The 26,446-nt window shown below is 70.7% G+C and carries 23 protein-coding genes; 3 read left to right on the forward strand and 20 right to left on the reverse strand.

The window, feature by feature from the left end; genetic code table 11:
- Positions 1-7 precede the first annotated feature (7 nt).
- From OHB56_RS00630 to OHB56_RS00650, 5 genes are all read right to left on the reverse strand, one after another.
- The gene (locus OHB56_RS00630; protein WP_406351021.1) at positions 8-352 is read right to left on the reverse strand and encodes a zf-HC2 domain-containing protein; all 345 of its coding nucleotides are present in this window, start codon (positions 350-352) and stop codon (positions 8-10) included.
- A 216-nt stretch (positions 353-568) separates the two neighbouring features.
- Positions 569-1,264: a response regulator gene (locus OHB56_RS00635; RefSeq protein WP_406351022.1), complete on the reverse strand. Its 696-nt coding sequence runs from the start codon at positions 1,262-1,264 to the stop codon at positions 569-571.
- Positions 1,261-2,493: a sensor histidine kinase gene (locus OHB56_RS00640; RefSeq protein ID WP_326750665.1), complete on the reverse strand. Its 1,233-nt coding sequence runs from the start codon at positions 2,491-2,493 to the stop codon at positions 1,261-1,263. The genes OHB56_RS00635 and OHB56_RS00640 overlap by 4 nt, the downstream gene beginning before the upstream one ends.
- Positions 2,494-2,803: 310 nt before the next feature.
- Positions 2,804-3,247 (reverse strand): hypothetical protein, encoded by a 444-nt coding sequence (locus tag OHB56_RS00645; RefSeq protein WP_326750666.1) that lies wholly within the window; start codon positions 3,245-3,247, stop codon positions 2,804-2,806.
- 306 nt (positions 3,248-3,553) lie between these two features.
- Positions 3,554-5,308: a lysyl oxidase family protein gene (locus OHB56_RS00650; protein ID WP_326750667.1), complete on the reverse strand. Its 1,755-nt coding sequence runs from the start codon at positions 5,306-5,308 to the stop codon at positions 3,554-3,556.
- A 371-nt stretch (positions 5,309-5,679) separates the two neighbouring features.
- Between OHB56_RS00650 and OHB56_RS00655 the strand changes: the two genes are divergently transcribed.
- The gene (locus tag OHB56_RS00655) at positions 5,680-6,288 is read left to right on the forward strand and encodes an IS6 family transposase (RefSeq protein ID WP_326750668.1); all 609 of its coding nucleotides are present in this window, start codon (positions 5,680-5,682) and stop codon (positions 6,286-6,288) included.
- A 394-nt stretch (positions 6,289-6,682) separates the two neighbouring features.
- Positions 6,683-7,207, forward strand: a complete 525-nt coding sequence (locus OHB56_RS00660) for a hypothetical protein (protein WP_326750669.1) — start codon at positions 6,683-6,685, stop codon at positions 7,205-7,207.
- 955 nt (positions 7,208-8,162) lie between these two features.
- On the opposite strand, the gene OHB56_RS00665 is transcribed toward OHB56_RS00660, so the two are convergent.
- From OHB56_RS00665 to OHB56_RS00690, 6 genes are all read right to left on the reverse strand, one after another.
- A complete protein-coding gene (locus OHB56_RS00665) occupies positions 8,163-8,735 on the reverse strand; it encodes a hypothetical protein (protein ID WP_406351026.1) in 573 nt (190 codons plus the stop codon).
- 25 nt (positions 8,736-8,760) lie between these two features.
- Positions 8,761-9,510, reverse strand: a complete 750-nt coding sequence (locus OHB56_RS00670) for an SDR family NAD(P)-dependent oxidoreductase (RefSeq protein ID WP_326750671.1) — start codon at positions 9,508-9,510, stop codon at positions 8,761-8,763.
- A gap of 103 nt (positions 9,511-9,613) precedes the next feature.
- Positions 9,614-10,417 carry an SDR family oxidoreductase gene (locus OHB56_RS00675; protein WP_326750672.1) on the reverse strand — a complete coding sequence of 268 codons (804 nt, stop codon included), beginning with the start codon at positions 10,415-10,417 and terminating at the stop codon, positions 9,614-9,616.
- Between the two features lie 87 nt (positions 10,418-10,504).
- Entirely contained in the window at positions 10,505-11,896 is a 1,392-nt protein-coding gene (locus tag OHB56_RS00680; protein ID WP_406351028.1) for an MFS transporter, read from the reverse strand.
- A complete protein-coding gene (locus tag OHB56_RS00685; RefSeq protein ID WP_326750674.1) occupies positions 11,893-12,786 on the reverse strand; it encodes a polysaccharide deacetylase in 894 nt (297 codons plus the stop codon). The genes OHB56_RS00680 and OHB56_RS00685 overlap by 4 nt, the downstream gene beginning before the upstream one ends.
- A 105-nt stretch (positions 12,787-12,891) precedes the next feature.
- Positions 12,892-13,893, reverse strand: coding sequence for an asparaginase (locus tag OHB56_RS00690; protein ID WP_406351031.1), 1,002 nt, complete (start codon positions 13,891-13,893; stop codon positions 12,892-12,894).
- A 218-nt stretch (positions 13,894-14,111) separates the two neighbouring features.
- Between OHB56_RS00690 and OHB56_RS00695 the strand changes: the two genes are divergently transcribed.
- Complete coding sequence (locus tag OHB56_RS00695) at positions 14,112-15,182, forward strand: substrate-binding domain-containing protein (RefSeq protein ID WP_326750676.1); 1,071 nt, start codon at positions 14,112-14,114, stop codon at positions 15,180-15,182.
- A 186-nt stretch (positions 15,183-15,368) separates the two neighbouring features.
- On the opposite strand, the gene OHB56_RS00700 is transcribed toward OHB56_RS00695, so the two are convergent.
- The 9 genes from OHB56_RS00700 to OHB56_RS00740 form a co-directional block, all read right to left on the reverse strand.
- Entirely contained in the window at positions 15,369-15,650 is a 282-nt protein-coding gene (locus tag OHB56_RS00700; RefSeq protein WP_406351033.1) for a WhiB family transcriptional regulator, read from the reverse strand.
- Between the two features lie 432 nt (positions 15,651-16,082).
- A complete protein-coding gene (locus tag OHB56_RS00705) occupies positions 16,083-16,637 on the reverse strand; it encodes a hypothetical protein (RefSeq protein ID WP_406351035.1) in 555 nt (184 codons plus the stop codon).
- Positions 16,638-16,726: 89 nt separating this feature from the next.
- Complete coding sequence (locus OHB56_RS00710; RefSeq protein ID WP_406351037.1) at positions 16,727-17,266, reverse strand: GNAT family N-acetyltransferase; 540 nt, start codon at positions 17,264-17,266, stop codon at positions 16,727-16,729.
- Positions 17,267-17,534: 268 nt separating this feature from the next.
- Complete coding sequence (locus tag OHB56_RS00715) at positions 17,535-19,424, reverse strand: pyridoxal phosphate-dependent decarboxylase family protein (protein ID WP_406351039.1); 1,890 nt, start codon at positions 19,422-19,424, stop codon at positions 17,535-17,537.
- Positions 19,425-19,585: 161 nt separating this feature from the next.
- Positions 19,586-20,272 (reverse strand): M24 family metallopeptidase, encoded by a 687-nt coding sequence (locus OHB56_RS00720; protein WP_406351041.1) that lies wholly within the window; start codon positions 20,270-20,272, stop codon positions 19,586-19,588.
- A gap of 21 nt (positions 20,273-20,293) precedes the next feature.
- On the reverse strand, positions 20,294-21,508 hold the full coding sequence (locus OHB56_RS00725) for an NAD(P)/FAD-dependent oxidoreductase (RefSeq protein WP_406351043.1): 1,215 nt from the start codon (positions 21,506-21,508) through the stop codon (positions 20,294-20,296).
- Positions 21,505-22,914, reverse strand: a complete 1,410-nt coding sequence (locus tag OHB56_RS00730; protein ID WP_406351044.1) for an FAD-dependent oxidoreductase — start codon at positions 22,912-22,914, stop codon at positions 21,505-21,507. The genes OHB56_RS00725 and OHB56_RS00730 overlap by 4 nt, the downstream gene beginning before the upstream one ends.
- Positions 22,915-22,918: 4 nt before the next feature.
- The gene (locus OHB56_RS00735) at positions 22,919-24,997 is read right to left on the reverse strand and encodes a molybdopterin oxidoreductase family protein (protein ID WP_406351046.1); all 2,079 of its coding nucleotides are present in this window, start codon (positions 24,995-24,997) and stop codon (positions 22,919-22,921) included.
- On the reverse strand, positions 24,990-26,366 hold the full coding sequence (locus OHB56_RS00740) for a nitrate/nitrite transporter (protein WP_406351048.1): 1,377 nt from the start codon (positions 26,364-26,366) through the stop codon (positions 24,990-24,992). Before OHB56_RS00740 ends, OHB56_RS00735 begins: the two co-directional genes overlap by 8 nt.
- Between the last annotated feature and the right edge of the window lie 80 nt (positions 26,367-26,446).

Consider the following 26,446-nt stretch of genomic DNA (forward strand, 5'->3'; position numbering starts at 1 on the left):
ACCTCGCTCACCTGACGTAGGCAAGCCGGCTCACCCATTGGGACAGCGTCAGCGAGGCGGCCAGGGCCCCCCGGGCCGCACCGTGCCGACGGCCCCGGTGCCGCGAACCATGGCGGCACCCGAAGCCGGGCAGGTAGGACGGCTGCCGCCGGCCGGGGTCGTGCGCCAGGGCCGTGCGCAGAGCGGACAGGTGGGCGGCCACGACCGCGAGGCAGTGATGCTCGTCCCGGCAGTCGGGGCAGGTCACCAGGTGGGCGCGGACCGCGCTCGCCTCGCCGGGGTCCAGGACGTTGAGGGCGTGTCCTTCGAGCAGGTCGCCGATGGTGCGGCAATCCTGGGAGGCAGTGAACATGGCGGGTCCCTTCGTGCGGGGTGAGAATCGCGCCGTCGACGGGGCCGGTGTACGGCTGGTGCACCGGTACACGGCTCCGTTTCCTGACCCCACCATCGCCCGGGAACGGCCCCTTGCGCGTCGTCCCCGCGCAGCAATTCCCGGATACCACGGCCGCGGTATCCGGCAGGCCGGCCTACGACAGGGCCACGACGCGCCCCGCGGCCACGCCGGCCTTCACCCGGCCCCCGGGGGACGAGTCGCCGGCGTCGCCGGGCTGACCACGCCGCACTGGTAGGCGATGACCACCAGCTGGGCCCGGTCGCGGGCGGCCAGCTTGCTCATCGCCCGGTTGACGTGGGTCTTGGCCGTCAGCGGGCTGACGAACAGACGCTCGGCGATCTCGTCGTTCGACAGCCCCAGCGCGACAAGCCCCAGGACATCGCGTTCCCGCCGCGTCAGGCATTCCAGCCGCTCGTGCACGGCTGCCGTGCACGGTTTTGGCTGCGCCAGGAAGCGCCTGATCAGCCCCCGGGTCGCCGAGGGGGACAGCAGCGCGTCTCCTGCGGCGACCGTGCGGACGGCGTCGAGCAGCTCCTCGGGCCGGGCGCCCTTGCCGAGAAAGCCGCTCGCACCTGCCCGCAGGGCCTCCGCGACGTACTCGTCGTTCTCGAAGGTGGTCAGGATCAGGACCTTCACCGCCGAGAGGTCCTCGGCCTCGCCGATCAGCCGCGTGGCGACGAGGCCGTCCATCTCAGGCATGCGGATGTCCATCAGGATCACATCGGGCTGCTGCGTCCTCGCCAGCTCCACCGCCTCGCGGCCGTTGGACGCCTCGCCCACGGTTTCCATGTCGTCGGCGGAATCGAACAGCATCCTGAAGGTGCCCCGCAGCAGGGCCTGGTCATCGGCGAGCAGTACGCGGATCGTCATGCCCATCTCTCCTCGGCGTCCCGCCCGATCGGTGCCACGATTGCCGCGCCCGGCCGCAGCGGCAGTTCGGCGGTCACGGTGAAGCCCCCGTCGGGGCGCGCCGCGGCCTCCAGCTTTCCCCCGACGCTGGCCGCACGCTCGCGCATCCCGATCAGCCCGTGGCCGGTCCCGGGGCGGGGCTTGTGCGGTCGGGCGCGCCCGTCGTCCTCGACCGTGATCGTCAGCCATTGGGGCCGGTAGTGCAGGTAGAGGCGGGCGTGATCGGCCCCGGCGTGCTTGCGTACATTCGTCAGGGCCTCCTGCACGATGCGGTATGCGGCCAGGTCCACCGCCGGCGCCAGCGGCTCGGCCATGCCGTGCCGCATGTGCCTGACGGACAGGCCGACACGCTCGAAGGACACCAGAAGCTCCGGGACCTGCGCCAGGCCCGGCATCGGATCCCGCGGCGCTTTTGGATCATCGGACTGCCGCAGGAGGCCCACGGTCACCCGGAGTTCCTCCAGCGCGGACCGACTGGTGTCCCGGATGCCCTCCAGAGCGGTGACCAACTGCTCCGGCCGCCGCTCCACCAGGTGAACAGCGACACCGGCCTGCGCGTTGATCAAGGCGATGTGGTGCGCGACCACATCGTGCAACTCGCGCGCGATCCGGATCCGCTCGGCCGCCACCCGCTGCCGTGCCTCCTGCTCACGGGTCCGCTCCGCGTACTCCGCCCGTTCCTCCACGGCCGCCACATACGCGCGGCGTGAGCGCACCCCGTCCCCCACGGCGGCGGGCAGGGCCGTCCAGGCCAGCATCGCCACGTTGTCCCGGATGAGCCATGAGCCGGAGCCGGAGCCGAACACCACGGTTGCCCCGACCAGCAGGGCGGCCGAGGCCAACGCCACCATCCATGCAGTGCGCCGGTCGGTCCGGACGGCCACGGTGTAGATGGACACGATGACCGGACTCGTCACCAACGGACTCTCCCGAACCCCGAGCATCTGGAAGACCACCCCGCAGGCGAGGGCGGTGACCAGGACGCCGAACGGGTGGCGATGACGCCACAGCAACGCGAAACAGCAGACCCCCGCCAGCATCACGACAGGCGGGCGGACCCAGATCCGGTGCTCGTGCGGGATGACGGAGGCGGCCACGACCGACAGCACGAACAGCACAACCGGCCCCAGCACGTCCAGCATGCCGGCCCGGGCGCCCACCCCCCGCCGCCAACCGTTGATCACTGCCATGCCACCACCGTAGGGCCGACACCCGAGTACCGCTGGCCTGCCCTCGCTGGCCACCACCGCGGAGGCGTCCGATCGGGCGATGGCCCACCGCCGCCCGCTGGGCACCGGACTTGTCCTTGCCGAGCCGCCTCACGCAAAAGGCAGCCCGCCCCCGGCACCACGCGCCCGGCTCGCCGCAGAGCGCCTTTCCGTCGCCGTCCCGGCCACCACGGAGCCGGCGCCCACGCCCCCGCGTCCGGCCGGACGCCGCACCCTGGGCGCCGGCCCTCCCCCTTCCCTCCCCGTGTTCCCTCCCCGCGTTCCGGGCGCCTCAGCGGCCGGGTGAGCGCGGCGGCCCCGCCGACGCGCAGCACCCGAGCCCAAGCGCAACGTGCCGCAGCCAGCGGCGTCGGTCCCGGGGCGGCCGAGCACGGCACCGCCGGCCCAAGGCGGTGCCGTGCTCGGCCGCCCCGGCCTTCCGTCGGCGCCGGGGCCGGTCAGGGACGACGCAGGGTTGGAACGGCGGTGCGGGCTGGGGAATGGCCGCGCGGTCCGGGGCCGGGGTCAGGGCCGCCAGGACGCGCTGCAGATCCTCGATGTGGACGGTGCGTTCGTCCAGGCGCACCTTGAGGCGCCAGGCCTGTGCCTCGGCGAGTTGACGGGCGTTGCGTTCCCCGGCGAGCGCCGGGGCGTACTGGTGGCGCAGCCGCTCCAACTCGGTCCGCAGGCGGTGGACCAGCAGATTCCGCCCGCACTTACACCATCGGGCGACCACAGAACCACTCAACGATTCGCGAACCGCTCTCTGGAATCCCTCTTGGCCTGAACTGGGAATGCTGGTGGTGACAAGGCAAGTGAGCCCCGCACTCAAGATGCCCGGCGGAGTCGCTCATTGCCCACTGCACGCGCAGGTGAGTAGCGGCCGTGCCACGGAGCGGTCCTGGCGGGCGGGGAACGGCGCGCCCCGTGTGCCGCCGCGAGGGCGGGCAGCGGAACTGCAACCGTGCGGCGTGGGGGTCGACGGCCATTGCACGTGGCCGTCGGCCCCTTGACCCGCGTCGGTAATTCTTCTGCCGTGTTGTCAGTTCTCGTCGACCAGGTCGTGTGCCGGTACGGTCACCGTCCGTTTACCCGGCTTGCCACCGAGCACGATCTTCCGCAGAGCGCTGTTGTTGTCGACGCTGGTCTCCTTCAGCCGCTTCTCCGGGTTGGCCAGCACCTGGATGTAGTACGTGCCGTTGGGCACGTCTGTGATGTCGAAGGACTGGCCCGGCAGGTCCTGTGAGTACGTGTCACCGGAGCCGACGTCCAACACCTCCCGGACGGAGATCGAGTTCTCCGCACCGCAGGCGGTGGACAGATCGGTGTTGAACGGATGCCAGTTGGCGTTCTTTACCGTGTAGTCGATCGCGTCGGTGTTCGCGAGGCAGAAGGCCTCCTTGCCGCTGCGCACGGCCTCCTTCTTGTTCGCCTTCAGCAGCCGGTAGCTGGCGAAGTCCGTGAAGTGCCAGTGCATATGGCCCGGACGCGGGTCCCATTCCATGGTGCCGGTCGGGGTGTAGCCGACCTGCTTGCCCTTGGCGTCGTAGAAGTACTGGTAGGCGTCCATCTTGGCCTTGCCGGGCGACCGGAAGCCGTCCACCACCAGCTGCGCCGGGCCGGCGTTCCACACGTTGGCGCTGAAGGCCAGATAGTCCTTGCCGGGGATGTCCTTCTCACCGTCGCTGACGACGATGCCGTAGGCCGGCAGCGAGCGCAGGTCGGGCTTGGGGACGTTGGGGACGGTGGGCTTGCCGGCGGGCCGCTTCGACAGCGGCTGAAGCGCCGGCGCCTTGCGCGAGCCGTCGGTCTGGCCGCCCGTGTCGCCGACCCGCATCGAGCGCGCGGCCTGCTGCTTCTTCAGCGCCCACGGCAGGGCGGGGGGCGCCGCCTTCAGCGGCCCGTGGCCCACGTTGTAGGAGGGGCCCGCGCCGCTCGTGACCGGCGCGGGCCCCTGGGCGGGCGTCGGGGCGTGTCCCGGCCCGTGGCCCGTATGCGCGGTCGGCGCCTGGTGGGCGGCTTTGTGGCCTGTGTGCTCGCCTGAGGCGGAGGACCGGGACGCCGGCCCGGTGGCGCTCTGCTCGTCCTCGTAGCTCCGCTCCTGCACCGTCACCTTGACGGTGGCCGGCTTGTTGGCGATGCCGAACAGGTCACGGTACTTCTTGGCGACCCCGACCTTGGCGGTGTAGGTGCCGGCTGCCAGCATGACCGGTTCGGTGTAGGAACCCGCGTAGGTGTTGGCCGCCCAGCCCTTCTCGACGCCCCATACCGAACCGAGGGTGAACGGGTTGGTGGGGCAGCTCTCCGGATACTTCGAGGTGGCGGGCGCGTCGGGTCGCACCCGGCCGCTGGCGTTGTTCGGGCAGAAGTCCTCGCTACGGCTGAGGACCTTCTTGCCCGCCTTGTCCGTGACCGTGATCTCCGCGAAGTCCCGCAGTCCGGAGAAGTCCTTCACTGTGCCTTTGGGCAGCACCTTGGCCTTGGCCTTGCCGCCCTCGTACACGGTCTGGGTGATGGTCACCGGGTCCTTGTAGGACTTCCGGGTCACCTTCAGCTCCAGCGGCGTCCCCTCGGCGGTGAGGTAGGTGCCGAGGTCGAGGTAGACGCCCGGCTCCTCCTTCCAGGAGGTGAGCGTGATCGAAGTGGTCGCGGCGACAAGGCTCAGTTTGGGCCCTGCCGCTGCTTTCGCCGGCTCCGCAGTGGCGGCCACGAGCCCCGCCGTCACGGCCATGGCGGCGACCGCCGTGGTGCCGGCGAGCAGGGGACGCCGCGGCCGGGTGTTGTGCGTTCTGGTCATCGATCCCTCGTCCTTCGGATGCTGTGGAAAGGAAGCAGGCGGTCGGCGGCTCGGCTTGTCGGCCAGGCCGGGAAAGCCGCCGCGCAGGCAGAGTGACGGGCGCTTGTCGTGCCCGCGTTGTGAGAGGAACGGACCGGACGCCCGGTTGTCCGGAGGGTGGAAAACCATGGGGGGTTGGCCGGATCGTTGCATTGCAGACGAAATCAGGCCGAAGTTTCGGGTGCGGTTCACCCGGTGGTGAGCCCTTTGACCGGAACTGCCCGATGGTCCAGGTCGAGGCGGGCAGGTGCATGGCCGGCACTGTCACGTTGGCCGACCGGTGGGACGGTCCTCTGGTTGATCGGGCTGGGAGGGGTCGTTCGTGGGGGGGCTTGTCTCTGTCGTACAACGCGACGGTCTCCTATGGGACGGTGCGGCGGTGGTGCGGGAAGTTCGGGCAGCAGTACGCCGACGCGCTGCGCCGCCGGCAGCCCCGGCCTGGGGACACGTGGCATCCGGACGAGGTCTTCATCAAGACCAGCAGCGAGCAGCGGTACCGGTGGCGGGCCGTCGACCAGGACGGCAACGTGCTGGACATCCTGGTGCAGAACCGTCGGGACAGGGCCGCGGCCCGGCGCTTCTTCCGCCGCGTGCTGAGGACGACCCGCACGATGCCGAGGGTGAGCGTCACGGACAAGCTGCGCTCCCGCGGGGCGGCCCACCGCGAGGTGATGCCCTCGGTCGAGCATCGCTGTCACAAGGGCCTGAACAGCCGGGCCGAGAACTCCCAGCAGCCGACGAGGCGGCGTGAACGCGCGATGAAGGGCTTTCGCGGTGTCGGAGGAGCCCGGCGGTTCCTGTCCGCGTTCGGCGGCATCTCACCCCGCTTCCGGCCACGCAGCCACCGGATGACCGCCGCCCACTGCCGCACGGAGACGACCGTCCGCTTCGTGATCCGGGATCAGGTCACCGGCGCTGCCGCCGTGCCCACCACGGCCTGACTCGGACCTGCCACCCGGCCCCACCACACCCTGACATGCCATCAGCTGGTCACAGCCCCGCCCCCGTGACGACGCCGGTCGTGCGGCCGGCTCATACGTCACGGTCCGGTCCGGGCGGCCGGCCGCCGCCTCGCGCAGGTCTGCCGCCTCGGCTTCATCGGCCGTCAGGCTCCGGCGGAGCTGCGTGGCGATCCACTCGGCAGCGTATCGGCTCGGCAACGTATCGGCTCGGCAACGTATCGGCCATCACGCGACACGACACCGCCCCTCCCCCGTGTGCCCGCGGACGGATACCGTCCTCCCTCTGGCAGACGCGCGTAGATATCCGCCATGATCTGCGTGCACCACCTGCACAGCCGAAGGAAACCCGGCCCCCGGCAGGAAGGGTTCGCACATGAAGGCCGTGAAGGCTCTGAGATTCCCGAGGATCCGCTCGGTCCTGATCGCTCTCGCTCTGGTCATCGCCCCCGGCGCCGCCGTCATCGGCACGGCGGGCGAGGCGTCCGCCGCCACGAAGATCAGCCACGCCACCGCGACCTCGATGTTCCGCGAGGCGGGCATCACCTGGTCGTCCTCCGGCAACTGCTCGAACCGCAACACCCCGACATGCACGTCGTTCGAACAGCTCAACCTCGCCGGCGCCCAGGGCGCCCAGACCCTCAAGCGGGCCAGCGGCTGCGCGCTGAACATCACCGGCGGCACCGAGACGGGCCACGCCTTTGGGACGTACTCGCACTGGAACGGCTACAAGCTCGACTACAGCAAGTACACGTGCCTCGGGAACTACATCAAGAACAACTTCGCCTCCATCGGAGTGCGCGGCGACGGCGCCGGGCAGTGGCGTTCCGGTTCCGGCAACATCTACGCCGAAGAGGGCAACCACTGGGACGTCACGTACTACAACTGCGGCGGCTGCTGAGCCCTACCCCGCACACCCCGCGGCCACCGTTCGGCCCGTCGAGGGCGGGCCGAACGGTGGGCCCGGGCCACACCGGCCGTATGGCTCGTCCCCCGGCCGCCCGCGGCCCCTGCCGGTCGAGGCCGGGTCCCGGGACGGCTGCACCCGCAGCAGCTTCCGCCGCTGAAACGCCGGCGACGACCCCGCCGACGGCCGCAGCACCCGCGCCGAGGCCCTTCTCCTCGAAGCCGTCGGGGCTGCGCTTGCCGAAAACCTCCTTTGTGCAGATCACGCGGCATGTCCGTACTCGTGGATCGAGTTCACCGAGAAGCAGAAGCCGGCCCGCAAGCCGCTCGACAAGGCGATGAATCAGGTGAGCGAGGCCGTCGCCCGGCAGGAGGGGCGGGCCGTCCGGACGGCCCGCTCCGCGGCCCGGGGCGAGGTGAACAGGCTCATGGACGAGCCGACCCGGCAAGAGCAAAGGAAGCGGTGAAAGGACGAGCCGCGCCTCCTTTCAGGCGAAGCGCAGAAGCGGCTTCAGCCGAAGTAGCTGCCCCGTCCGGGGCCGTGCCGCACTGGCGTTGGCCCGCTGCGCATCTCCCCGTCGCTCGCCCGGTGCGCCGGCGCAAGCGGTGCCGGCAGCTGGTGGACCGCCAGGGCCCCGCGGCACGACTGCCGTTCTCCCGCGTCGGGGCCGGCAACGCTGCTGCGCCCCGCCCGGGACGGGGTCGGGATCGCGTTCGACGGTCGGGTCGCCCAGGGCGACAATGCCCGCAGCCTGCCCGTTGCCGACGGCCGGCGGGCGGCGCAGTGCCTTGCCACGCGTCAGCTGCACCGCACGGTCGACGTCGTCCTCAAAAGGGAGTACATGGCCTGGTCGTTGCGGGCGGTGGACGAGAAGGCCGGACGGTTTCGCCCGATGCCGTCCTGGGTCTGCTCAAAGGCGCGCGGCGGCCGAAGTGCCCGGCCCGCAGGGTCACGCCCGTCGGCGCGGGCGGCGTCCGCCGAACTTCTCCAGGTGCCGGGCCGCCACAACAGCGCCGGCGCCGCTGACCACAGCTGTCGCCTCGGGCGGCGGGCCGTCCCCGAAATCGGTCACGACAACGGCCCCTACAGCGCCGGAGTCGATGGTCACCAGCAGGGTGCGCGCTCCGCCGGGGTCGGGCAGGGTGATCTCCAGTGAGGTGTCCGGCTGGGACCTGGCCACGGCGGCGAACCAGACCGCGGCCGTGGCCAGGTCCCAGCCGCCGGGTGCCTCGACGGACACGGTGGTCTCCGCACCCCGCAGTGGCCGCCAGTCCTTGGGGCGGGCACCGCGCTCCCCGGCCGCACGCCACAGCGTGTCCAGGTCCGCCGCGTGCGTGGTGCGGCCGACCCGGTCGCTGAGCAGGTATCCCGCGGACAGCCAGGAGCGGACCCGCAGTCCGCACCCGCCGTCCAGGAGCCGGTCGGTGCTCGCCGCCCGGGCGGCGAGCACCGACCGGGTGGGCGGGGCCAGGATGTCCTCCCAGCGGGGTACGGAACGTCCCGCGCCGCAGGCTCCGCACATCGTGGCTCCCTCTCCTCTCAGTGCCTCACGGCATGACGTCGCCGCTGTTGGGGCCGAGAGTCTGCCCCACGTACAGGTTGCCGCCCGGATCACTGGCCAGCAGTACGGCGGTGGGGGCGACCTCCGCCGGGACGCCGAACCGGCCCAGGGGCAGTTCGGCCTGCTTGGCCTTCTTCCAGTCCGCGCTGATGCCGTCCACCAGCGGGGTGAACACCGGGCCGGGCGCGATCGCGTTGACCAGCACGCCGCTCGGGCCGACCTCCCTGGCCAGCGCCTTGGTCAGGCCGATGACGCCGGCCTTGGCGGCCGAGTAGTGGACCAGTCCCTCGCCGCCCTTGATGCCCAGCTGGCTGGCGATGTTGATGACCCGCCCGCTGCCGCGGGCGACCATGTGGGGAACCGTCCACCGGCAGCACAGGAAGACGCTGCGGAGGTCGATCGCGATCATCTGGTCCCAGGTCTCGACGTCCATGTCGATCAGGGGCACCTCGGTCAGGATCCCCGCGGAGTTGACCAGGATGTCGGGCACGCCCAGCGTGGACACGCAACTCTCCACCATCTGGCGGGTCTGCTGCGCGTCGGCCACATCGACGACGGCGGTGGCCACCTCCGTGCCCTGTGCCGTGTAGCGCTCGGCCAGGGCGGTGAGCCGGTCGGCGTCGCGGTCGGCCAGGAAGAGCCGCGCGCCCTGGGCCGCGTACGCGTCGGCGATCGCCGACCCGATGCCGCTCGCCGCGCCCGTCACCAGTGCGACCTGTTGTTGGAGAACTCCCATGCCGTTCGCCTTTCTCGCCGCGGCGCTGTCCGCTGCCGCCGCGTTCACTGCTCTCTGGTGTGCTGCCGGTCGGTCTTTCGCCGCTCAGGTTGCCTCCGCTGGGTCACTTTGGCCATCGGACCGTGAGGCCACCGTCCACGATCAGCTCCTGGCCGGTGATGTACGCGGCGTCGTCGCTGGTGAGGAAGCGGATCGCACGGGCCACCTCGTCGGCGTGGCCCACCCGGCCCGCCGGGATGCTCCGGCCGGCCCGCTCCAGCCCCGCCGGGCCCAGGGAGTTGGTTTCATCGAGCGACTGCGGGGTCTCGATGAGTCCGGGGATGACGGTGTTGACCCGGATGCCGCGCGGGGCGAGTTCGGTCGCGAGCGACCGGCACAGTCCCAGTACCCCGCTCTTGGCGGCGGCGTAGTGGGCGTGGTCGTCCCAGCCGTACACCCCGCCGGCGATGGAGGAGACCGCCACCATGGAGCCGGGGCCGGACATCACGGCGGCGGCGGAGCGGAAGGTGCGCAGCACGCCGGTCAGGTCGACCGAGAGCATGTCGTTCCAGGCGTCGTCGTCGAGCTGCGCCAGGGCGGCCCGGCGCAGTACACCGGCTCCGGCGACGGCGATGTCCAGCCGTCCGTACGCCTCGACGGCCGCCCGGGCGAGGGCGTCGACCTGCCCGCTGTCGCGGACGTCGACCGCGACCGGGGTGCAGCGGCCGCCGGCGGCCTCGACCAGCCGGACCGTCTCGTCGGCGCTGTGCGGGTCCTTGGGGTAGAAGCCGACGACGCTGTCGGCCCCGGCACGGGCGTACGCCACGGCCAGGGCGCGGCCGATGCCGCTCGCGCCGCCGGTGATGACGGCGACCTTGCCGGCCAGCCCGTCGTCGCGGGCCGGTGCGGTGGGTTCGTTGGAAGACATGTCCTGCCTTTCATGGGCTTCCCGGCGCGTGGCGGGGCACGGGGCACGGGGCATGCCACGCGCCGGGAGCAAGGGGGGAGGGACGGCTCAGTGCGCCGCGGCCGGGGGGACGAGCTCGTCGTCGGTGTCCTGGCCGACCTTGTGGGCGCCGAGCATCAGCACGCCGGAGATGAACATCCCCAGGGCGCCCGCGACGAACGCGGCGGTGGTGGCGTTCGCCCCGAGGCCGATGACGGCGCTGAGCAGTGCCGAGCCGACGATCGCGCCCATGGGGCCCATCACGTGGGCGGTGTTGGAGCCGATGCCCCGCACCCGGGCCGGGAACGACTCGCCCATGTAGAACACCATGGCGGAGTACGGGCCGAGGAGGAAGAAGAGCCCCAGCGCGTACATCGGGATGACGTACGCGGCGTTGTCCGGGCCGAAGAGCATCGCCGTCATCACGATGCCGCCGATGGTCCAGCCGACGATGATGGTCGTCCGCCGGCCGATCCGGTCACCGAGGTACCCGTGGAAGAGGTAGCCGAGGAAGCCGGCCATGTTGGCCAGGATCAGCACGACCAGTGCGCTGGAGAACGAGACGCCCTTGCCGTCGGTGAGGATGGTGGTGCCCAGCACCGAGAAGACCTGGATGCCCATCCAGTTGAACAGCCACGCTCCGGACAGGCACAGGGTGTGCCGGCGCAGGTCCGGGGCGAAGAGCTGGCGCAGGCCGGACTCGTTGTCCCGGCTGATGTCGAGGTCGTAGAGCTTTGCCAGCCGGGCCGCCTCGGCGTCGCGTCCGTCCTTGCGCAGTTCCCGTGTCCGCTTGAGGGCGACGAAGGAGGGCGACTCACGGAGCTTGGAGCCGGCGATGAGGATGACGATGACCGGGAAGGTGGCGAGGAGGAAGATCCAGCGCCAGCTCATGATCGGCAGCAGCACGGCGGCGAACGCCGCGGCCAGCAGGGCGCCGACCGGCCAGCCGCTCTGCACGAGGCTGAACATGAAGCCGCGGCGCCGGCTCTTGCCGTACATCTCGTTGAGGTAGACGCCGTTGACGACCTCCTCGGAGTAGCCGAGGCCGGAGATGGCCCGGGCTCCGATCAGCGAGCCGGCGCCGCCGACCAGCGCGGTGAGGCCGGAGGAGAGCGCCGCGCCCGCCGTGGTGACGATCAGGCTCGGCTTGCGGCCCCATCGGTCCAGCATCGGACCGACCAGCAGGGAGACGACGAAGGTGCCGACGGTCACGCCGGTGGCGATCGCCGTGGCCTGCCCGGTGCTCCAGCCGAACGTCTCGGAGATCTTCGGCAGCAGGGTGCCGAAGAGCACGAAGTCGTAGACGGAGAAGACCCAGGCCAGGAAACAGACCATGGTGGTGGTCGTGATGGTGCGCCGGCTGAGCGTCGGGGGGCCCTTGAGGAGGACCTCGTCCGAGGGTGCTCCGCTGCGCGGCCATTCGTTCTCGTGGGCTATGTCCCCTTGCTGGACGGTGGTCATCTGCTGTCACCCTTCTGGCGCGGGTTGCGGGCGGCGAAGTCGTCCGCGATCTGGTCGAAGGTCACCCAGCGGACGCCTTCGTGGGAGTTGATGTGATCGATCAGCCGCTCCAGCATCAGCAGCACCTGGGGGCGGCCGGCCACGTCGGGGTGGATGGTCATGGTGAAGGCCGCCTGGTCCATCTCCCGGTAGACCCAGTCGAACTGGTCGCGCCACATCTGCTCGATGTCACGGGGGCTGACGAAGCCGTGGCTGTTCGGGCTGGCCTTGATGAACATCATCGGAGGCAGGTCGTCGAGGTACCAGTTGGCCGGGATCTCGATCAGGTCCGTCTCCTGGCCGCGCACCAGGGGCTTCATCCAGGTCTCGGCGGGCGCGCTGTAGTCGATCTTCGTCCAGGTGTCGCCGACCCGGACGTAGTACGGCTCGAAGTCCCGGTGCATCAGCGAGTGGTCGTACTTGATGCCCCGCTCCAGCAGGAGTTCGTTGGTGACGGGGCTGAACTCCCACCAGGGCGCCACGTAGCCGGTCGGACGGCGGCCGGAGCGGGTCTCGATCAGCTCGATGCAGTGGTCCAGGACCGCGGCCTCCTGCTCACGGTTCATGGCGATCGGGTTCTCGTGGCTGTAGCCGTGCACGCCGATCTCGTGGCCGGCGGCGACGCAGGCGTCGAACTCCTTCGGGAAGGTCTCGACGGAGTGGCCGGGCCAGAAGAACGTCTGGGTCAGGCCGCGGCGTCGGAACAGCTCCAGCAGGCGGGGCACGCCGACTTCGCCCGCGAACAGGCCGCGGGAGATGTCGTCGGGCGAGTCCTCGCCTCCGTAGGAGCCGAGCCAGCCGCCGACTGCGTCGACGTCCACTCCGAAGCCGACGAGAATTTCCTTGGGCATCGACATCTCCTTTGATGACTGTGGTGAGGGCGGTGCAGGTGGTGAGGGCGGTGAGGGTGGGTCAGTAAGCCGGTGGGGGCGCGGGCGGGGGGCGGTCGGTGGTGATCAGGCTCCGGAGCCGGACAGCGGGTCGTCTCCGGCGAGCCAGGCGCGGACGAGTGCCTCCGGCGACCGGCCGGGGACAGCGCTCGCGACGGCCAGCAGCAGCCGGGCCTGCCAGGGGCTGAGGTCGCCGGCGAACACGGCGCCGACCCGTTGCAGTTCGGCGCCGCCGCCCGCGTAGAGGGGGGCGACGGGACCGGAGTGCACCCGTGAGCAGATGAGCACCGGGTGGCCCGCGGCCACCGCTTCGGCGACCGCCTCGACCAGCTCCGGCCCCGCGTTGCCCGCGCCGACCGCCTCCACCACGACTCCCGCGGCGCCGGCCGCCAGGCTGGAGCGGATGAACAGCCCGTCCGCACCGGGGTAGACCGGCACCACGTCCACCCGGGGCAGCCGGGGAAGGTCGAGATCGAGGGGGAACCGGGGACTGGGGCTCGGCCGCCACAGCGGTGTGACGAGCCGGTCCGTCACGCGCAGCGCCGGTCCGCGCCCGGGCACGGTGAAGGCATGCGCCGACATGGTGTCGCTCTTGCGGACCCCGCGGGCGGGGAACGCGAAGCCGTCGAAGACGAGCAGGGGGCCGTGCCCGCGGGCCGCGTCGGCGGCGGCCACGGCCAGGGCGTCGCCCAGGTTGGCCGGGCCGTCGGCGGCACGGTCGTCGAACGGGCGCTGCGCACCGGTCAGCACGATCGGCCGCGGGTCGCCGAACGCCAGATCGAACAGGAAGGCGGTCTCCTCCATCGTGTCGGTGCCGTGCGTCATCACCACCGCGTCGGCCCCCTCACGCAGGGCGCCACGCACCTCGCGGGCCAGCGCCAGCAGGTCCGCGGTGTCGAAGGCGTAGCTGCCCCGGGTGAGAACGTCCCGCGCGCTCACCTCGGCGTCTGCCGGCAGCGGACCGACCGACGCGAGCAGTTCCTTCGCGAGCACGGTCGCCCGGCGGCCCTCCGCCCCGGCCCGGCTTGCGATGGTGCCGCCGGTGGCCACGACCTGGATTCGGCGCATGAACCCTCTCTCCGCCTCTTCGCAAACGATTGCGGTGAGGCTACGCAAACGATTGCGCTTTGGTCAATGGTTGTGGGACACCCGCCTGGCCCAGGGCTCGGGAGTATGCGAGGCTCGGCAACGCAACGACGGTAAACAGCTGTCGAATTCGAGCAGAACCGGCCAGGACCCAACAGGACCCGAAGAGCCGAGCGGATTCGAGAAGAGGGGTAGCGGGAGTGGATCGCCAGGGAGCACGGGCGGGCGCCGGTGCACAGACCGGTCGCGCCCCGGTCACGCTCGCCCAGATAGCCCGGCAGGCGGGCGTCCACGTCTCCACGGTGTCACGGGCGCTGAGCCCGGACGACGACGTGCGGGACGGAGTGGCCGCCGAGACCGCCGCACTCATCCAGGGACTGGCCGAGGAACTCGGCTACCAGCGGGACCCGGCCGGAGCGGCGCTGCGCACCGGCCGCTCCCGGATGCTCGGCGTGCTCGTCCCGCGGCTGACCGACATCGTGCTGGCCACCATCTACGAAGGCATCGACGCCGCCGCGTCGGCCGCCGGCTACCACACCGTGGTCGCCAACACCGGCGACGACCCCGAGATGCAACAGCGCCGGGCGCACGCACTGCTCGCCCGGCGCGTCGACGGCCTGGTGCTCGGCGACGCCCGCTCCGACTGCGGCCTCGTGGCCGAACTGGCCCGCCGGCGCATCCCCCTGGTGCTGGTGTCACGCAGACTGCCCGGCCGGGTGTCGGTGACCACCGACGACGCCCTCGGCGGACGGCTGGCCGGGGAGCATCTGCTGGGCCTGGGCCACCGGCGGGTCGCGGTGGTGGCCGGCGAACCCTACGCCAGCACCGGCGTGGAACGCACCCAGGGCTTCCTGGACGCCTTCGCCCAGGCAGGCCTCCCCGTACCGAAGAGCCATGTCATCGGCTCCGCCTTCGACGTGCCGGGCGGCCGTGCGGCGACCGACCACCTGCTGGGCCTGCGTCCGCGTCCCACGGCCGTCTTCGCGGTCAACGACTTCGCGGCGATCGGCGCGATGGCAGCCGTCCGGGACGCCGGCCTCACCGTCGGCCAGGACGTGGCGGTCGTCGGCTACAACGACGTCCCGCTCGCGGCAGCCCTCCCGGTACCACTGACCTCGATACGCTCCCCGATGTACCGGATGGGCGAAACCGCCGCCACGACCCTGGTGAACATGCTGAACGGCAAACCGGGCCGCTCCCGCCGCCTGCGCCCCGCCCTGATGGCCCGCGCCTCGACCCTCGGCGACCCACCACCCCACCCAAACCACTGAACCGACCCGACCCGCCGAAACCACCCGACCGACCCGCCCGCCGAAACCACCGGACGACCCCACACCCACCACACCACCAAAACGAACCGGACACCCACCCCCACACAAACGACCCCCCACCCTGGGGCACCAGGAGTTACGGGTGTCTCGTGAGACATGCTGACGCGGGGAGGGGGCCTCGGGGTGTCAGCCGGGTCTGTCGGTGGCTGTGGCTCGTTCCCGGGCGAGTTGGTCTCGTTCGTCGGCGGTGAGGCCGCCCCAGATGCCGTCTCGGTAGTCGTTGCGGATGGCGCAGGCGGCACAGGCTCCACGGACTGGGCACTGGGCGTAAAGGGCTTTGGCCTTGGCGGCGTCTTCCTCGTGCGGGGTGGCGCGGCTGCTGCCGACGAACAGGTGTGGTCTCTCGCGGCACGGGATCTCGGGCCACAGGCCGGGAACGGCGTCGAGGAAGTGCGGGAGGGGGCTCACCGTTCCTCAGTAGCTCGACGCGGACGTGTCCGGACGGTGCCTGTGCTGGTCACGGCGGGTGTGCTGCCGATGTCCAGGATGGGTGCCCGCCCGTGTCCGGACGCGGGCGTGTCCGTGTCCGTGTCCGGATGGGAAACGGTGGCTTCGATCACTTCTTTCGGTTCTGGCTCAACTTCTGTGATGTCTCCGGTCACGCCGGGTTCAGGGCGATGCCGTGCCTGGCGTCTCGCAGGTCAGGCAGGTGGAGCGGGTTGCTGGAGGAGGCACTCCTTCTCCGCACCACAGAAGTTGAGCCAGAACCGAGTTTCGACAGCAGTTGTTCACTGTCATGGGAGGCAGCCGGATCGGCCCTGGGGCGATGTCCATGAGGACTGAAGACACCGGATGGTCCGGCCTTCTTGAGACCGCCGTGATCCACCCATGGCTCCCGAGTCACGGCCCTTCCGCCAGCCGCTGGGCTGTCCGCCAGCGGGGGGCGTCGTCATCAGGGATGTCCGGAGAAGCGAAGTAGAACGGCACACCAAGGTGGCTGGCGAGCGCTTGGCCGGCCTTGGCTGCGGCACCGCCAGGGGGAGCACCGTCCGGGCGGTGGTAGACGGTCGCCAGGTGGCCCTCCCCGTCCGGGGCGTCTAAAACCGCGACCAGGAGCACGAACCAGTCGTGCACGGTATCGCCGTCCCACAGCGCTTCCACCGCTGCCACACAACCCGGGAGAACCGCGGCGCGGGCTGCAAGTGAGGAAAGGTCGAGCGGATCTGGCGGCGTGCGCTGCACTCGGTCGCCGAGGGCCTCGTATCGCGCGTGGACCACCCGCTCGGCCTCGTACAGGCCCACCCCCAACGGACGCAGCGCCTCCCACATGGACCTGACCGCCGACAGCCGACGATCGCGCAGCACGTCGGCATCGACCTCTCGGCAGGTCCGTTCCTCCAGATAGGCCCACCAGCCGCTCACCGGGCCACCAACCGGGATTTCAGGGCGTGTCATAGGCCCGAACGTACGTCAGGACACGACGCGCCCCCAGCCGCTCCTGGCAGTGCCTGCCTCGTTGGGGCTCCGCGCCGTCGGGCACGAGCTCAAGCGGACGGCGTGACCGGGGACCGCAGGCCGAGCCACTGCTCGGCGTCCCATGCCTGGAACCGCTCTGCCTCGGTGAACCCCAGCTTTGCGGCGAGGCGCATCGAGCCGACGTTGGCGGTCTGGGTGGTGAGCACCACCGGCTCGCCGGGAAGGACGGCGGCGAACCAGTCGAGTGCCGCCACGCACGCCTCGGAGGCGTACCCGAATCCCCACACCCGCGGCAGGAACAGGTAGCCGAGATCGACCTTCCCCGCGGCAGCCGGGCGACGGTGCTCCGTTGCTCTCCTGAGCAGGATCTGGCCGATCATCGACCCGTCGAGATCGACGACGAAACTCCCGGGCCACCGCTCGGGCGCCCCGGGCATCTCGCGCTCAAGCTCGTCTCGCGGCCGGGGGCCGCCGAGGTAGGTGTGCACCTCTGGCGACGCCAGCAGCTCGATGAACGCCGCACGGTCCCGGGCCTCGGGCTCACGGAGCACGAGCCGCTCGGTCCTGATCGGGGCAGGTGGCCAGGCGACGGGTCCAAGTTCAGTCATGCCGACCAACCAATCAGCAGGCTCGGCAGCGATCAAGGTGACCGATCAGCCCAACGGCCCGGGCCCCACACTCACCAACGGCGCCGTGCAGGCCCGATCCGGTCCATCCGCCACCGAAGGGCTCACCCACCTGAACCACGAGACAGCGTGAACAGCTGCTGATCCACAGTTTTTGACTGTTGCTCCCGTTCTCACCCTGGGACCACACAACGGCGGATGCCCTTTCCTGACTGCATGACCACAGCTATGTGCGACATTCGCCAAGCGACTACAAGGCGTCCAGCACCCGCCGCACCACTGTGCAGGAGTCTGCGTGCGGATTGGCGGCCACTGACCGGAACCAGCGCTGTCCGTCAATATCCGCCGTGCTGACCCAGGCTGCGTCCAATCGGCCGTGTACTGCTTCGGTGTTACGGTCAGTCGGCCGCCAGTTGACGACTCCGGTGCGCGGAGGCCGCCACAGGGTGAGGCGGGGTTCGGCGGTGACCAAATCCGCGAGGGAGTCCGCGGTGGTCAGACAGGCGTCGATGCGTTCGGTGATCCCCCGGGTGCCCCAGGCGAGCAGTGTGACGGCGAGGGGAAGAACCGAGGCTCCTCTGGAACCCAGCAGTCCGACGTTCGGCGCAGCCAGGTACCCCCCGCCGAAACTGAGCACTCGCTGCGCTTCGGCGGCTCTGGCGAAGAGCACCATGGCGCTGCCCTTGGGCTGAAAGAACCACTTGTGCAGTGAGATGCCGACCGAGTCGGCCAGGTCCATCCCTTCCAGCACCTCGGCACGCGAGGAGAAACGCAGTGCCCCGGCCCATGCAGCGTCCACGTGACGCCAGGCCGCGCCCCGGCCGGCGGTCAGCGCGTCCACTGCGCCGGTGGCGACCGTCCCGGCGGTCAGCACCAGCACGCTGCGCGACAGATCGCCGGGGAGCAAGTCCTCGCGCAGGCTCTGCCGATCGTCGACGGGCACCTGGAGATAATCCATGCCCAGGATATGGGCGGCTTTGGCAACGCTCAGATGCGCGGCCGAGGAGGCAATCACTTGTGTTGCGTCCGTGAGCTCCCTGGCCGCCCAAAGCGCGGTGAGGTTGGCGATGGTGGAGCCCGGGACGAAGTGGCCCCCGTCCATGCCGTATGCGGAGGCCATCCACCGCATCACCCGCTCCTCCAGCGCACGCGCTGCGGGGGCGGTGTCCGGGTGCAGGAGATTCTGGTTGGTCGCCGCCGCCCACATCACGGCTGCCCAGGCGTGCCACGGCGTGGGAGGGTCCATGTGTGCGAAGAAGCCCGGGTGGTCGAGGCGGCTGGCCTTCTCGAACGCCGTGGCCGACAGCGCGTCGAGCGCGGCGTGGCCGCCGATGCCGTCCCGGGGCAGTTCATCCGGCAGGTCAGCTGTTGTGTCCGGGGAAGCGTGCGGTACCCCCGGATTCCGCAGCTCGTGCAGCAGTCTGTGCACTGCATGGGTCAGTCCCGATTCGTCCGGGAGGAAATCGCTGTCGAAGTTCATGGTCACCCTGCTCCCTTTCCTGGTGGAGTCGGTCGGTCCGGCCCGCTCCGCGCCCTTGGGTGCGGGCCGGCCTGTTTCAGGAACCGTCCCGCGGGACAGGCTCGGGCATGACCTCGACCACTTCGACCGATCCACCCGAGCGGTCGCCGTGTCGATGCCGAGTACCAGCGCGACCGCATGGGTCCCCTGGACGATCATCGATCCCGGACGGCCACTGACTTCGATCGACGACAGAATCGGCTGGACAGACAGCCTGTCGCACATGGCGAGCAGCTCTCTCGTGACGCGCGCCGCGCCATGAGCGGACGGACCGGTGGACGGGCTGGCGTGGTCGGGTAGTAGTACCACGTCGGACGTAAGGAGGTCCTGAAGCTCGCTTTCGTCACCGAAGGTCAGGGGTGTGGGTACTCGCTCCGTGAGCAGTCGCTGCACTTTACAGTCGATGCCGAACGCGGGCCGGTGGGTGCGCACGCGCTGCCGCGTACGCGTTGTCACGGCCCCTGCCTCCCTCTCGGAGCACCTGAGCACGCGGGAAAGATCCTTGGTAGACAGATTCAAGAGGCACGCCCCGACGAAGGCGATGCGCTCCTGCTCTGTCAGATCGCTCCAGTGCGCTGCGCAGGTGTCCACAGTCGTCATGAACGGCGCTTCGTGCGCCATCGGGAGCATCCCCGCGGGCGCGGGGAGCATCCTGACGAGAAGAAGCGCTTGATGTCGTCGACGCACCGGTTCAGCAAGGACTTCTCTTTGATGCGGTCCCGCAGCACGCGGCGGGTGCGGGACCGGCGTCCACCTCTGCGTGAGCGGCGCCCATCGCCCCCTCACAAGTCCAGGAGATCCTCGTAGAATCCGCCGAAGCCGCCACGTCGATCGATCAGGTGGATCTCCAGGATCCAGTGGCAGACCCGGCCCGAGCGGTCCCGTCGGCGCAGCGGCAGGTCGTTGCCGGGCGTGATGTACGAGTGGACAAGCTCGTCCTTGATGCGCTCGTGCGGGAATTCCCCCACCAGGTGCCCGGCATGCCAGCCGCCCAGCTCCCACCCGGAATCCCGGGCCAGACGCTCGATCTCCGCGTACAGACGCGCTGCCGTCAGCTCCGGGCGGCTGTCAAAGAAGCGCTTGCCCTCGGCGAACAGACCGGGAAGGGCATCGCGGAGTCGCAACCGGGTGACGTCGTCGCCGAGCACGTATGTGCGTCCGAAGTCGGCTTCCCACTGGTCGAAGATCGGCCCGAAGTCCACGAAGGCAATGTCGTCGGCACCGATCACTCGGTCGGGCGGATTGTCCTCGTACGGCCTGAGGGTGTTCGGCCCACACCGCACGATCCGCTTGTGCCAGTACCGCGTAGTGCCGAACAGATCGTGCGCCAGGTCCCGGACCTCGTCGCTGGCGGTGCGCTCCCGTTTGCCAGGCGTGATCAGCCCTCGGGCGCTCACCTCGGTGAACAGTTCGACGGCCTGCGCCCGGGCTTCCAGCAGTCGTGCCGCACGGACGGACTCATCGAGCATGGGTGTCCTCACAGGTTTCGGCTAGAACGACGGATCGGGGAACAGCACGCGCTCCAGGTCGGCGGCCGGCGGTCGGCCGACCCGGGCGGCGAGGTCGGTCCGGGAGCCTGTCTCCCCCGCGAGGATTCCACCGAGCAGGGCTCCCGTGTCCCGGCGCAAAAAGACTTTGGCGTAGCGGGAGACGTTTTCTCGGAAGGTCATCTCAACGGCACTGCCGTCCTCATCCGACGTGCTTCCGAACGTCGCCACATGCACGCCGAGCAGTTTCAGCTCGGTGGAAGTGTCCATGGCGTCGAGCGGCTCGCTGGGACGGCCTGTCAGCTGACGGGCGACGCTCTGCGCCATCCGGTATCCCGGCGCGACCAAGCCATGGCAGCGTCCCAGCACGGCCGCGCACTCTCCGACGGCCCAGACGCGGTCGTCCGAGGTCCGGCAGAGGGCGTCCGTGAGGTATCCGCCACGGTCACCGAGCCGCAGAGCCGGAGCGACCGGCAGGTCGTCCCGAGGGCGCACCCCGGCGGCGAAGACGACCAGGTCGGTATCGAGCACGGTGCCATCGCCGAGGGTGACGGACCGCACCGTGCCGTGCGACCCGGCGTTCACTGCCGTGACCGTGGTATCGCAGTGCAGTTGCAGGCCCAGGCGATTGGCCCCGTGCTGCAGGACGTGTGCCGCCTCCGCGTCGAGCTGGGTCGGCATCAGATGGGGCGCGGCCTCCACGAGATGGGGTCGCATGCCCAACAACTGCAGTCCCTGCGCCGCCTCCAGCCCCAGCAGGCCGCCGCCGACGACGACCGCAGGCCGTCCCGGCCGGACCGCGGCACGCAACGCATCGGTGTCCTCCAGCGTCCGCTGGACGAAACAGTCGTCGAGTTCCCGGCCGGGCACAGGCGGGACGAACGGACGCGAACCGGTGGCCAGCACCAATGCGTCGTACGGGAGCACGTTGCCGTCGGCCGTCCGTACCGTGCGCGCCCGCCGATCGACATGGACCGCCGGCGTTCCGGAGCGCACTTCGATCCGTGGATCCGCCAGGAACTCGAATGCGACGAGGCTGAGCTCTGCCCGGCTGCGCCCTCCGAGGTAGGCGGACAGCCGCACACGGTCGTAGGCCGGCTCCCGTTCCTCACCCAGCACGACTACGCGCCACCGGCGATCCCGGTCCAGCTCGCGGAGTGTGTCCACGAGCCGATGACCGACCATCCCGTGCCCGATCACGACCAGGGTGGCTGTCATGGTGTCGGCTCCAGTTCCCGTCCGGAGACATCTGTCCAGCCCGCGCAGAGCGTTTCCACCCGCTCGGTGCAACTGCCGCAGCCTGTGGTGGCACGGGTGGCCCGAACCAGAGCGGGAACTGTCCGAGCGCCGAGTTCCCAGGCGCCGGCGAGCTGTCGCTGGGAGACGTGGTTGCATAGACACACCATGGAGTCCGTCCGATCGTCGTCCTCGGCTGGGGGGAAGTGCGACCGGATGCCGAGAAGGAGGCTCAGCCGGTCGGAGGGGACGGGCAGGCCGCGCCGGTGTAGATGGCTGACAGTGGCGATCGCATCTGGCAGGCCGAGCAGCACGGCGGCGGCGATCCGGTCACCGTCCAGCGCCAGCCGCGCGTAGCGCCGGCCCACCGGGTCGAACAGGCCGACGGTCCGGATGCCGCTCCGCCGGAAGGCGGCGAGTGGCCCGACACACGCCACGTCCACGGCATGAGTGCGCAGGCGCAAAACAGCGGGAGTGGGCCGGTGCGTCACCTCACGGCCCGTCAGCACCGCGGCCAGGGTGTCGGCCTGCGCGAGCGCGGACTCATGGCCCGCCACGGTGCGTCCCGCGTGCTCGGCACAGTCCCCGATGGCGTAGACGCGGCTGTCACTGCTGCGCAGTGCGTCGTCTACGACGATCCCGTGGTGCACCCTGATACCGGCCGCGCGGGCGAGCCGGACCTCGGGTTCCACGCCGGTGCACAGCACCAGGCTGTCGGCCGCCGCCTCGGTGCCGTCGTCGAGCAGCAGGCGGCCCGGCTCGCGGCGTACGGCCCTGCGCCCGCCAAGGACATCGACCCCGGCCTCCCTCAGTCGTGCGGTCAGCAGTGCCGCGCCGGTGCCGCCGAGCCGTTCGTGCAGTGGGTGGGGGCCGGAGCAGACCAGGGTGGTCACGGTGCCCCGCAGGGCCAGCGCGCTCGCCGTCTCCACGCCGAGCGGTCCGCCTCCGAGTACCGTCACGGCTGTGCCCTGTATGCGGTCGCAGTCGGTGACCTCGCGCAGCGTGGTGACGCCCGGTGCGAGCCGCCCGGTCCGGTCGCTCGCCCCGGGGAGCGGGGGTATCACCGGGCGGGCGCCGCAGGCGAGTACGAGGACGTCGTAGGGGTGTGCGGTGACGGTGTCACCTTGCCGGGCGTGCACCACGCGGCGGGCGGTGTCGACGGCGGTCGCGACGGCTCCGGTCAGTACACGGGCGCCGGGCTCGGGTTCCGGGCAGAGCATGTCGGCCTCGAGCCGGCCCTGCAGCACGGTGGTCAGTAACGGACGGTGCTGGACAGGGCGGTACTCCGCGGAGAGCACGGTCACGGTTCCGTCGTGCCCGTGGCGCCGCAACCCGCGCAGCAGTCGGTGAGTGGCAGGACCATGGCCGAGGACGAGGATGTGGCTCACGGCGTCACTCCGGGAGGGGGGCGAGCCGGACGGCGCTGACCTTGAATTCGGGCATGCCGCTACGGGGGTCCAGAGCAGGGTTGGTGAAGAGATTGGCCCGGCCGTCCCCGCCGAAGTGAAAGGGGACGAACACGGTGTCCGGTCGCAGCGTGGGATCGAGCCGGACCCGGGCGGTCATGCCGCCTCGGGCCGAGGTCACCCGTGCCAGGGCTCCGTCGGCCAGGCCGTGACGGGCCGCTGTGTCCGGGTGGACCTCCACGAATGCTTCGGAGGCAACCGCAGCGAGTTCGGTCACGCGACGGGTCTGCGCACCTGACTGGTAGTGGGCGAGGATCCGGCCGGTGGTGGCGTGCACGGGGTACTCCGCGTCGGTGTCCTCGGCCGGTCCGTCGTGCTCGACGTCGGCGAAACGCGCGCGTCCGTCGGGGTGGGCGAATGTGTCGAGGAACAGGCGGGGGGTGCCCGGGTGAGGGGTGTCGGTGTCCGGGCACGGCCAGTACAGAGCCTCGCCCGCGTCCAGCCGGTCGTAGGTGATGCCTGAGTAGTCCGCACGTCCGCCCCTGGAAGCGGCGCGCAGTTCCTCGAAGACCTCACGGGGCTCCGTCGGATAGTGTTCGGCCGGTTCACCGAGCCGTACGGCGATGCCGTGCAGGATCTCCAGGTCGCTGCGGACCAGCGGCGGGGGACTGAGCAGGGCACGCCGTCGCAGGACCCGGCCCTCCAGACTGGTCAGGGTGCCCTCCTCCTCCGCCCACTGGGTGACCGGCAGAACGACATCGGCTGCCCGCGCCGTCTCCGAGGGGACGAAGTCGGCCACGACCAGCAGGTCCAGTGAGGCGAGACGCGCCGCGATCCGCGCCGCGTGCGGGGCGGAGACCACCGGGTTGGAGCCCAGGACGAGCAGCGCGCGGGGCCCCTGATCCTCACCGAGTGCGTCGAGCAGTTCGTACGCCCGCAGTCCGGGGCCGGGCAGCCGGTCGGGTGGCACCCCCCAGACACCGGCGACGTGGGCGCGGTCCGCGGGGTCGGTCAGCAAACGATAACCGGGCAGTTGGTCGGTCTTCTGTCCGTGCTCGCGTCCGCCCTGGCCGTTGCCCTGGCCGGTGAGACAGCCGTAGCCGCCGCCCGGAGTGCCCGGCAGGCCGAGGGCCAGCGCGAGGTTGATGAATGCCGCCGCAGTCGCCGTGCCCTGCCGGTGTTGCTCGACACCGCGGCCGGTCAGGATGTAGCTGTCGCGGCTTTCGGCGAGCAGACGGACGGCCGTGCGCTGGGCGTGCGTGGAGATGCCGGTGACGGCCTCGGTACGCTCGGGCCACCACGCGGCGGCGCGAGCCGCTATCGTCTCGAACCCGCGGGTGCGTTGGTCGACGTACGTCTTGTCGACCCACCCGTCGGTGATGGCCAGGTGCAGCAGTCCCAGCGCGAGGGCCAGGTCGGTGCCGGGCGCGGGCTGCAGGTGCAGTGCGGCACGGCGGGCGGTGGCGCTGTGGCGCGGGTCCACGACGACCAGCCGGGCCTTGTCGAGATGTTGCATCAGGGGAGGCATGGTCTCGGCGACGTTGGCCCCGGCCAGCAGCACGGTCTGCGCCCGCGCGAGGTCGGTGACGGGGAAGGGCAGGCCCCGGTCCACGCCGAAGGCGTCGTTGCCGGCCGCAGCTGCGGACGACATGCAGAAGCGGCCGTTGTAGTCGATGTTGCTCGTGCCCAAGGCCAACCGGGCGAACTTGCCGAGCAGGTAGGCCTTCTCGTTGGTCAGGCCGCCCCCGCCGAAGACGGCCAACGCGTCCGGGCCGTACCGGGCCCGGACGCGGTCCAGGCCATCGGCGACGGTGTCCAGAGCGCTGCCCCATGAAGCGGTCAGGAGCCTGCCGTCACGGCCCCGCACGAGAGGAGTCGTCAGCCGGTCGGGGGCGGTGAGGACCTCTTGCGCGGTCCAGCCCTTTTGGCAGAGCCGACCGCGGTTGACCGGGAAATCGGCGGGCTCGACCGTCACGGCCTCGGCACGACGGCCGGTGATCCGAGTGCCGCACTGCAAAGCGCAGTACGGGCAGTGTGTCCGCGTCACGGCAAGGGCGTCAGGCACGGCTGGCCTCCCGTATCCCGTCCGGCGCGGTCGAGGCCCGGGGCGCCTCCTGGCGGAGGTAGACGGACCGGATGATCAGGACGCACACGCTGTAGTAGGCGAGGAAGGACAGGAAGGCGGGTGTTCCGGAGCCGGAACCGTCCGCGTAGGAGACAGTGAAGGCGACGTTGATGGCCGCGCCACCCAGGGCTCCCACGGCGCCGGCGATGGCGATGGCCGCGCCGGACAGCCGGCGGGCCCGCGCGAAGGCCTGGGCGGCGTCGGCGCCACCGGTCACCGCGACCTCTGCGCGCCGGGCGAAGACGCCGGGAATCATCTTGTAGGTGGAGCCGTTGCCCAGGCCGCTGAGGACGAAGAGCGCGGTGAATCCGCCGACGAACAGCCCGAAGGAACCGGTGAGGGAGGCGACGACGAGCAGCGTGGTTCCGGTGGCCATGCCGAGGAAGTTCCAGAGGGTCACGCGTGCCCCGCCCAGCCGGTCGGCCAGCCGGCCGCCCAGTGGCCGGGAGAGGGAACCGAGGAGCGGGCCGAGGAAGGTGTACCCCATCGCCTGCACGGGTGAGGTGCCGAACTCGTACTGAAGCACCAGTCCGAAGGCGAAGCCGAACCCGATGAATGAACCGAAGGTGCCGATGTAGAGCAGGGAAATCCACCAGGTGTCTGGGCACCGAGCGGCCTCGCGCTGAACCTTGGGGGCCGTGCGGACGGCGTCCACGTTGTCCATCAACCGTGCTGCCAGGACTGCGACCACGATGATGAGCGGCAGGTAGGCGGCCGCGACGTACTCCGGATGGTCACGCCCGGTGGTGTGGATCACCGCGAGGCCGATCAGCTGTACTGCCGCGACCCCGAGGTTGCCGCCTCCGGCGTTGAGTCCCAGGGCCCAGCCCTGGTGCCGTTGCGGGAAGAAGGCGGTGATGTTCGTCATGGACGAGGCGAAAGTGCCGCCGCCCACCCCGCTGAGGGCGCCGATGAGCAGGAACACCCACAGCGGTGTGCCGGGTTGTCGCACAAAGTACAGGGCGAGCGCGGCGGGGACGAGCAGGATCAGCGTGGCGAACACGGTCCAGTCGCGCCCGCCGAAACGGGTGACCGCGTAGCTGTAGGGCAGCCTCAACAGGGCTCCGGCGATCGTGGGAGTGGCCACCAGCAGGAACTTCTCGCCGGGCGCGAACGCCAGCCCGGTTTCGGGGGTCATGAAGAGCACGAGGACGGACCACAGGGTCCACACCGAGAAGCCGATGTGTTCACTGAGGACGGACAGGACGAGATTGCGGTGGGCCACGCGACGGCCGCCCTGGTGCCAGGCGTCCTCGTCCTCGGGGTCCCAGCCGGTGAGCCATGTGCGCTTCGAGTTCTTCTCAGCCATGGTGTGAGTACTCCGGACCGCGCCTATGAGTCCGGCGCGGACATGGGGCTGCGGGGGGGGGGCGGGACGACGGTGTCCGA

Source organism: Streptomyces sp. NBC_01635 (genome assembly GCF_045209715.1).
Taxonomy (GTDB): Bacteria; Actinomycetota; Actinomycetes; order Streptomycetales; family Streptomycetaceae; genus Streptomyces; species Streptomyces hirsutus.

Excerpts from the sequence above, each read along its gene's own strand:
- OHB56_RS00630 (WP_406351021.1), bottom strand. The coding sequence starts at position 352 with ATGTTCACTGCCTCCCAGGATTGCCGCACCATCGGCGACCTGCTCGAA.
- OHB56_RS00635 (WP_406351022.1), bottom strand. The coding sequence starts at position 1,264 with ATGACGATCCGCGTACTGCTCGCCGATGACCAGGCCCTGCTGCGGGGC.
- OHB56_RS00640 (WP_326750665.1), bottom strand. The coding sequence starts at position 2,493 with ATGGCAGTGATCAACGGTTGGCGGCGGGGGGTGGGCGCCCGGGCCGGC.
- OHB56_RS00650 (WP_326750667.1), bottom strand. The coding sequence starts at position 5,308 with ATGACCAGAACGCACAACACCCGGCCGCGGCGTCCCCTGCTCGCCGGC.
- OHB56_RS00660 (WP_326750669.1), top strand. The coding sequence starts at position 6,683 with ATGAAGGCCGTGAAGGCTCTGAGATTCCCGAGGATCCGCTCGGTCCTG.
- OHB56_RS00665 (WP_406351026.1), bottom strand. The coding sequence starts at position 8,735 with ATGTGCGGAGCCTGCGGCGCGGGACGTTCCGTACCCCGCTGGGAGGAC.
- OHB56_RS00670 (WP_326750671.1), bottom strand. The coding sequence starts at position 9,510 with ATGGGAGTTCTCCAACAACAGGTCGCACTGGTGACGGGCGCGGCGAGC.
- OHB56_RS00675 (WP_326750672.1), bottom strand. The coding sequence starts at position 10,417 with ATGTCTTCCAACGAACCCACCGCACCGGCCCGCGACGACGGGCTGGCC.
- OHB56_RS00680 (WP_406351028.1), bottom strand. The coding sequence starts at position 11,896 with ATGACCACCGTCCAGCAAGGGGACATAGCCCACGAGAACGAATGGCCG.
- OHB56_RS00685 (WP_326750674.1), bottom strand. The coding sequence starts at position 12,786 with ATGCCCAAGGAAATTCTCGTCGGCTTCGGAGTGGACGTCGACGCAGTC.
- OHB56_RS00690 (WP_406351031.1), bottom strand. The coding sequence starts at position 13,893 with ATGCGCCGAATCCAGGTCGTGGCCACCGGCGGCACCATCGCAAGCCGG.
- OHB56_RS00705 (WP_406351035.1), bottom strand. The coding sequence starts at position 16,637 with ATGACACGCCCTGAAATCCCGGTTGGTGGCCCGGTGAGCGGCTGGTGG.
- OHB56_RS00710 (WP_406351037.1), bottom strand. The coding sequence starts at position 17,266 with ATGACTGAACTTGGACCCGTCGCCTGGCCACCTGCCCCGATCAGGACC.
- OHB56_RS00715 (WP_406351039.1), bottom strand. The coding sequence starts at position 19,424 with ATGGCGCACGAAGCGCCGTTCATGACGACTGTGGACACCTGCGCAGCG.
- OHB56_RS00720 (WP_406351041.1), bottom strand. The coding sequence starts at position 20,272 with ATGCTCGATGAGTCCGTCCGTGCGGCACGACTGCTGGAAGCCCGGGCG.
- OHB56_RS00725 (WP_406351043.1), bottom strand. The coding sequence starts at position 21,508 with ATGACAGCCACCCTGGTCGTGATCGGGCACGGGATGGTCGGTCATCGG.
- OHB56_RS00740 (WP_406351048.1), bottom strand. The coding sequence starts at position 26,366 with ATGGCTGAGAAGAACTCGAAGCGCACATGGCTCACCGGCTGGGACCCC.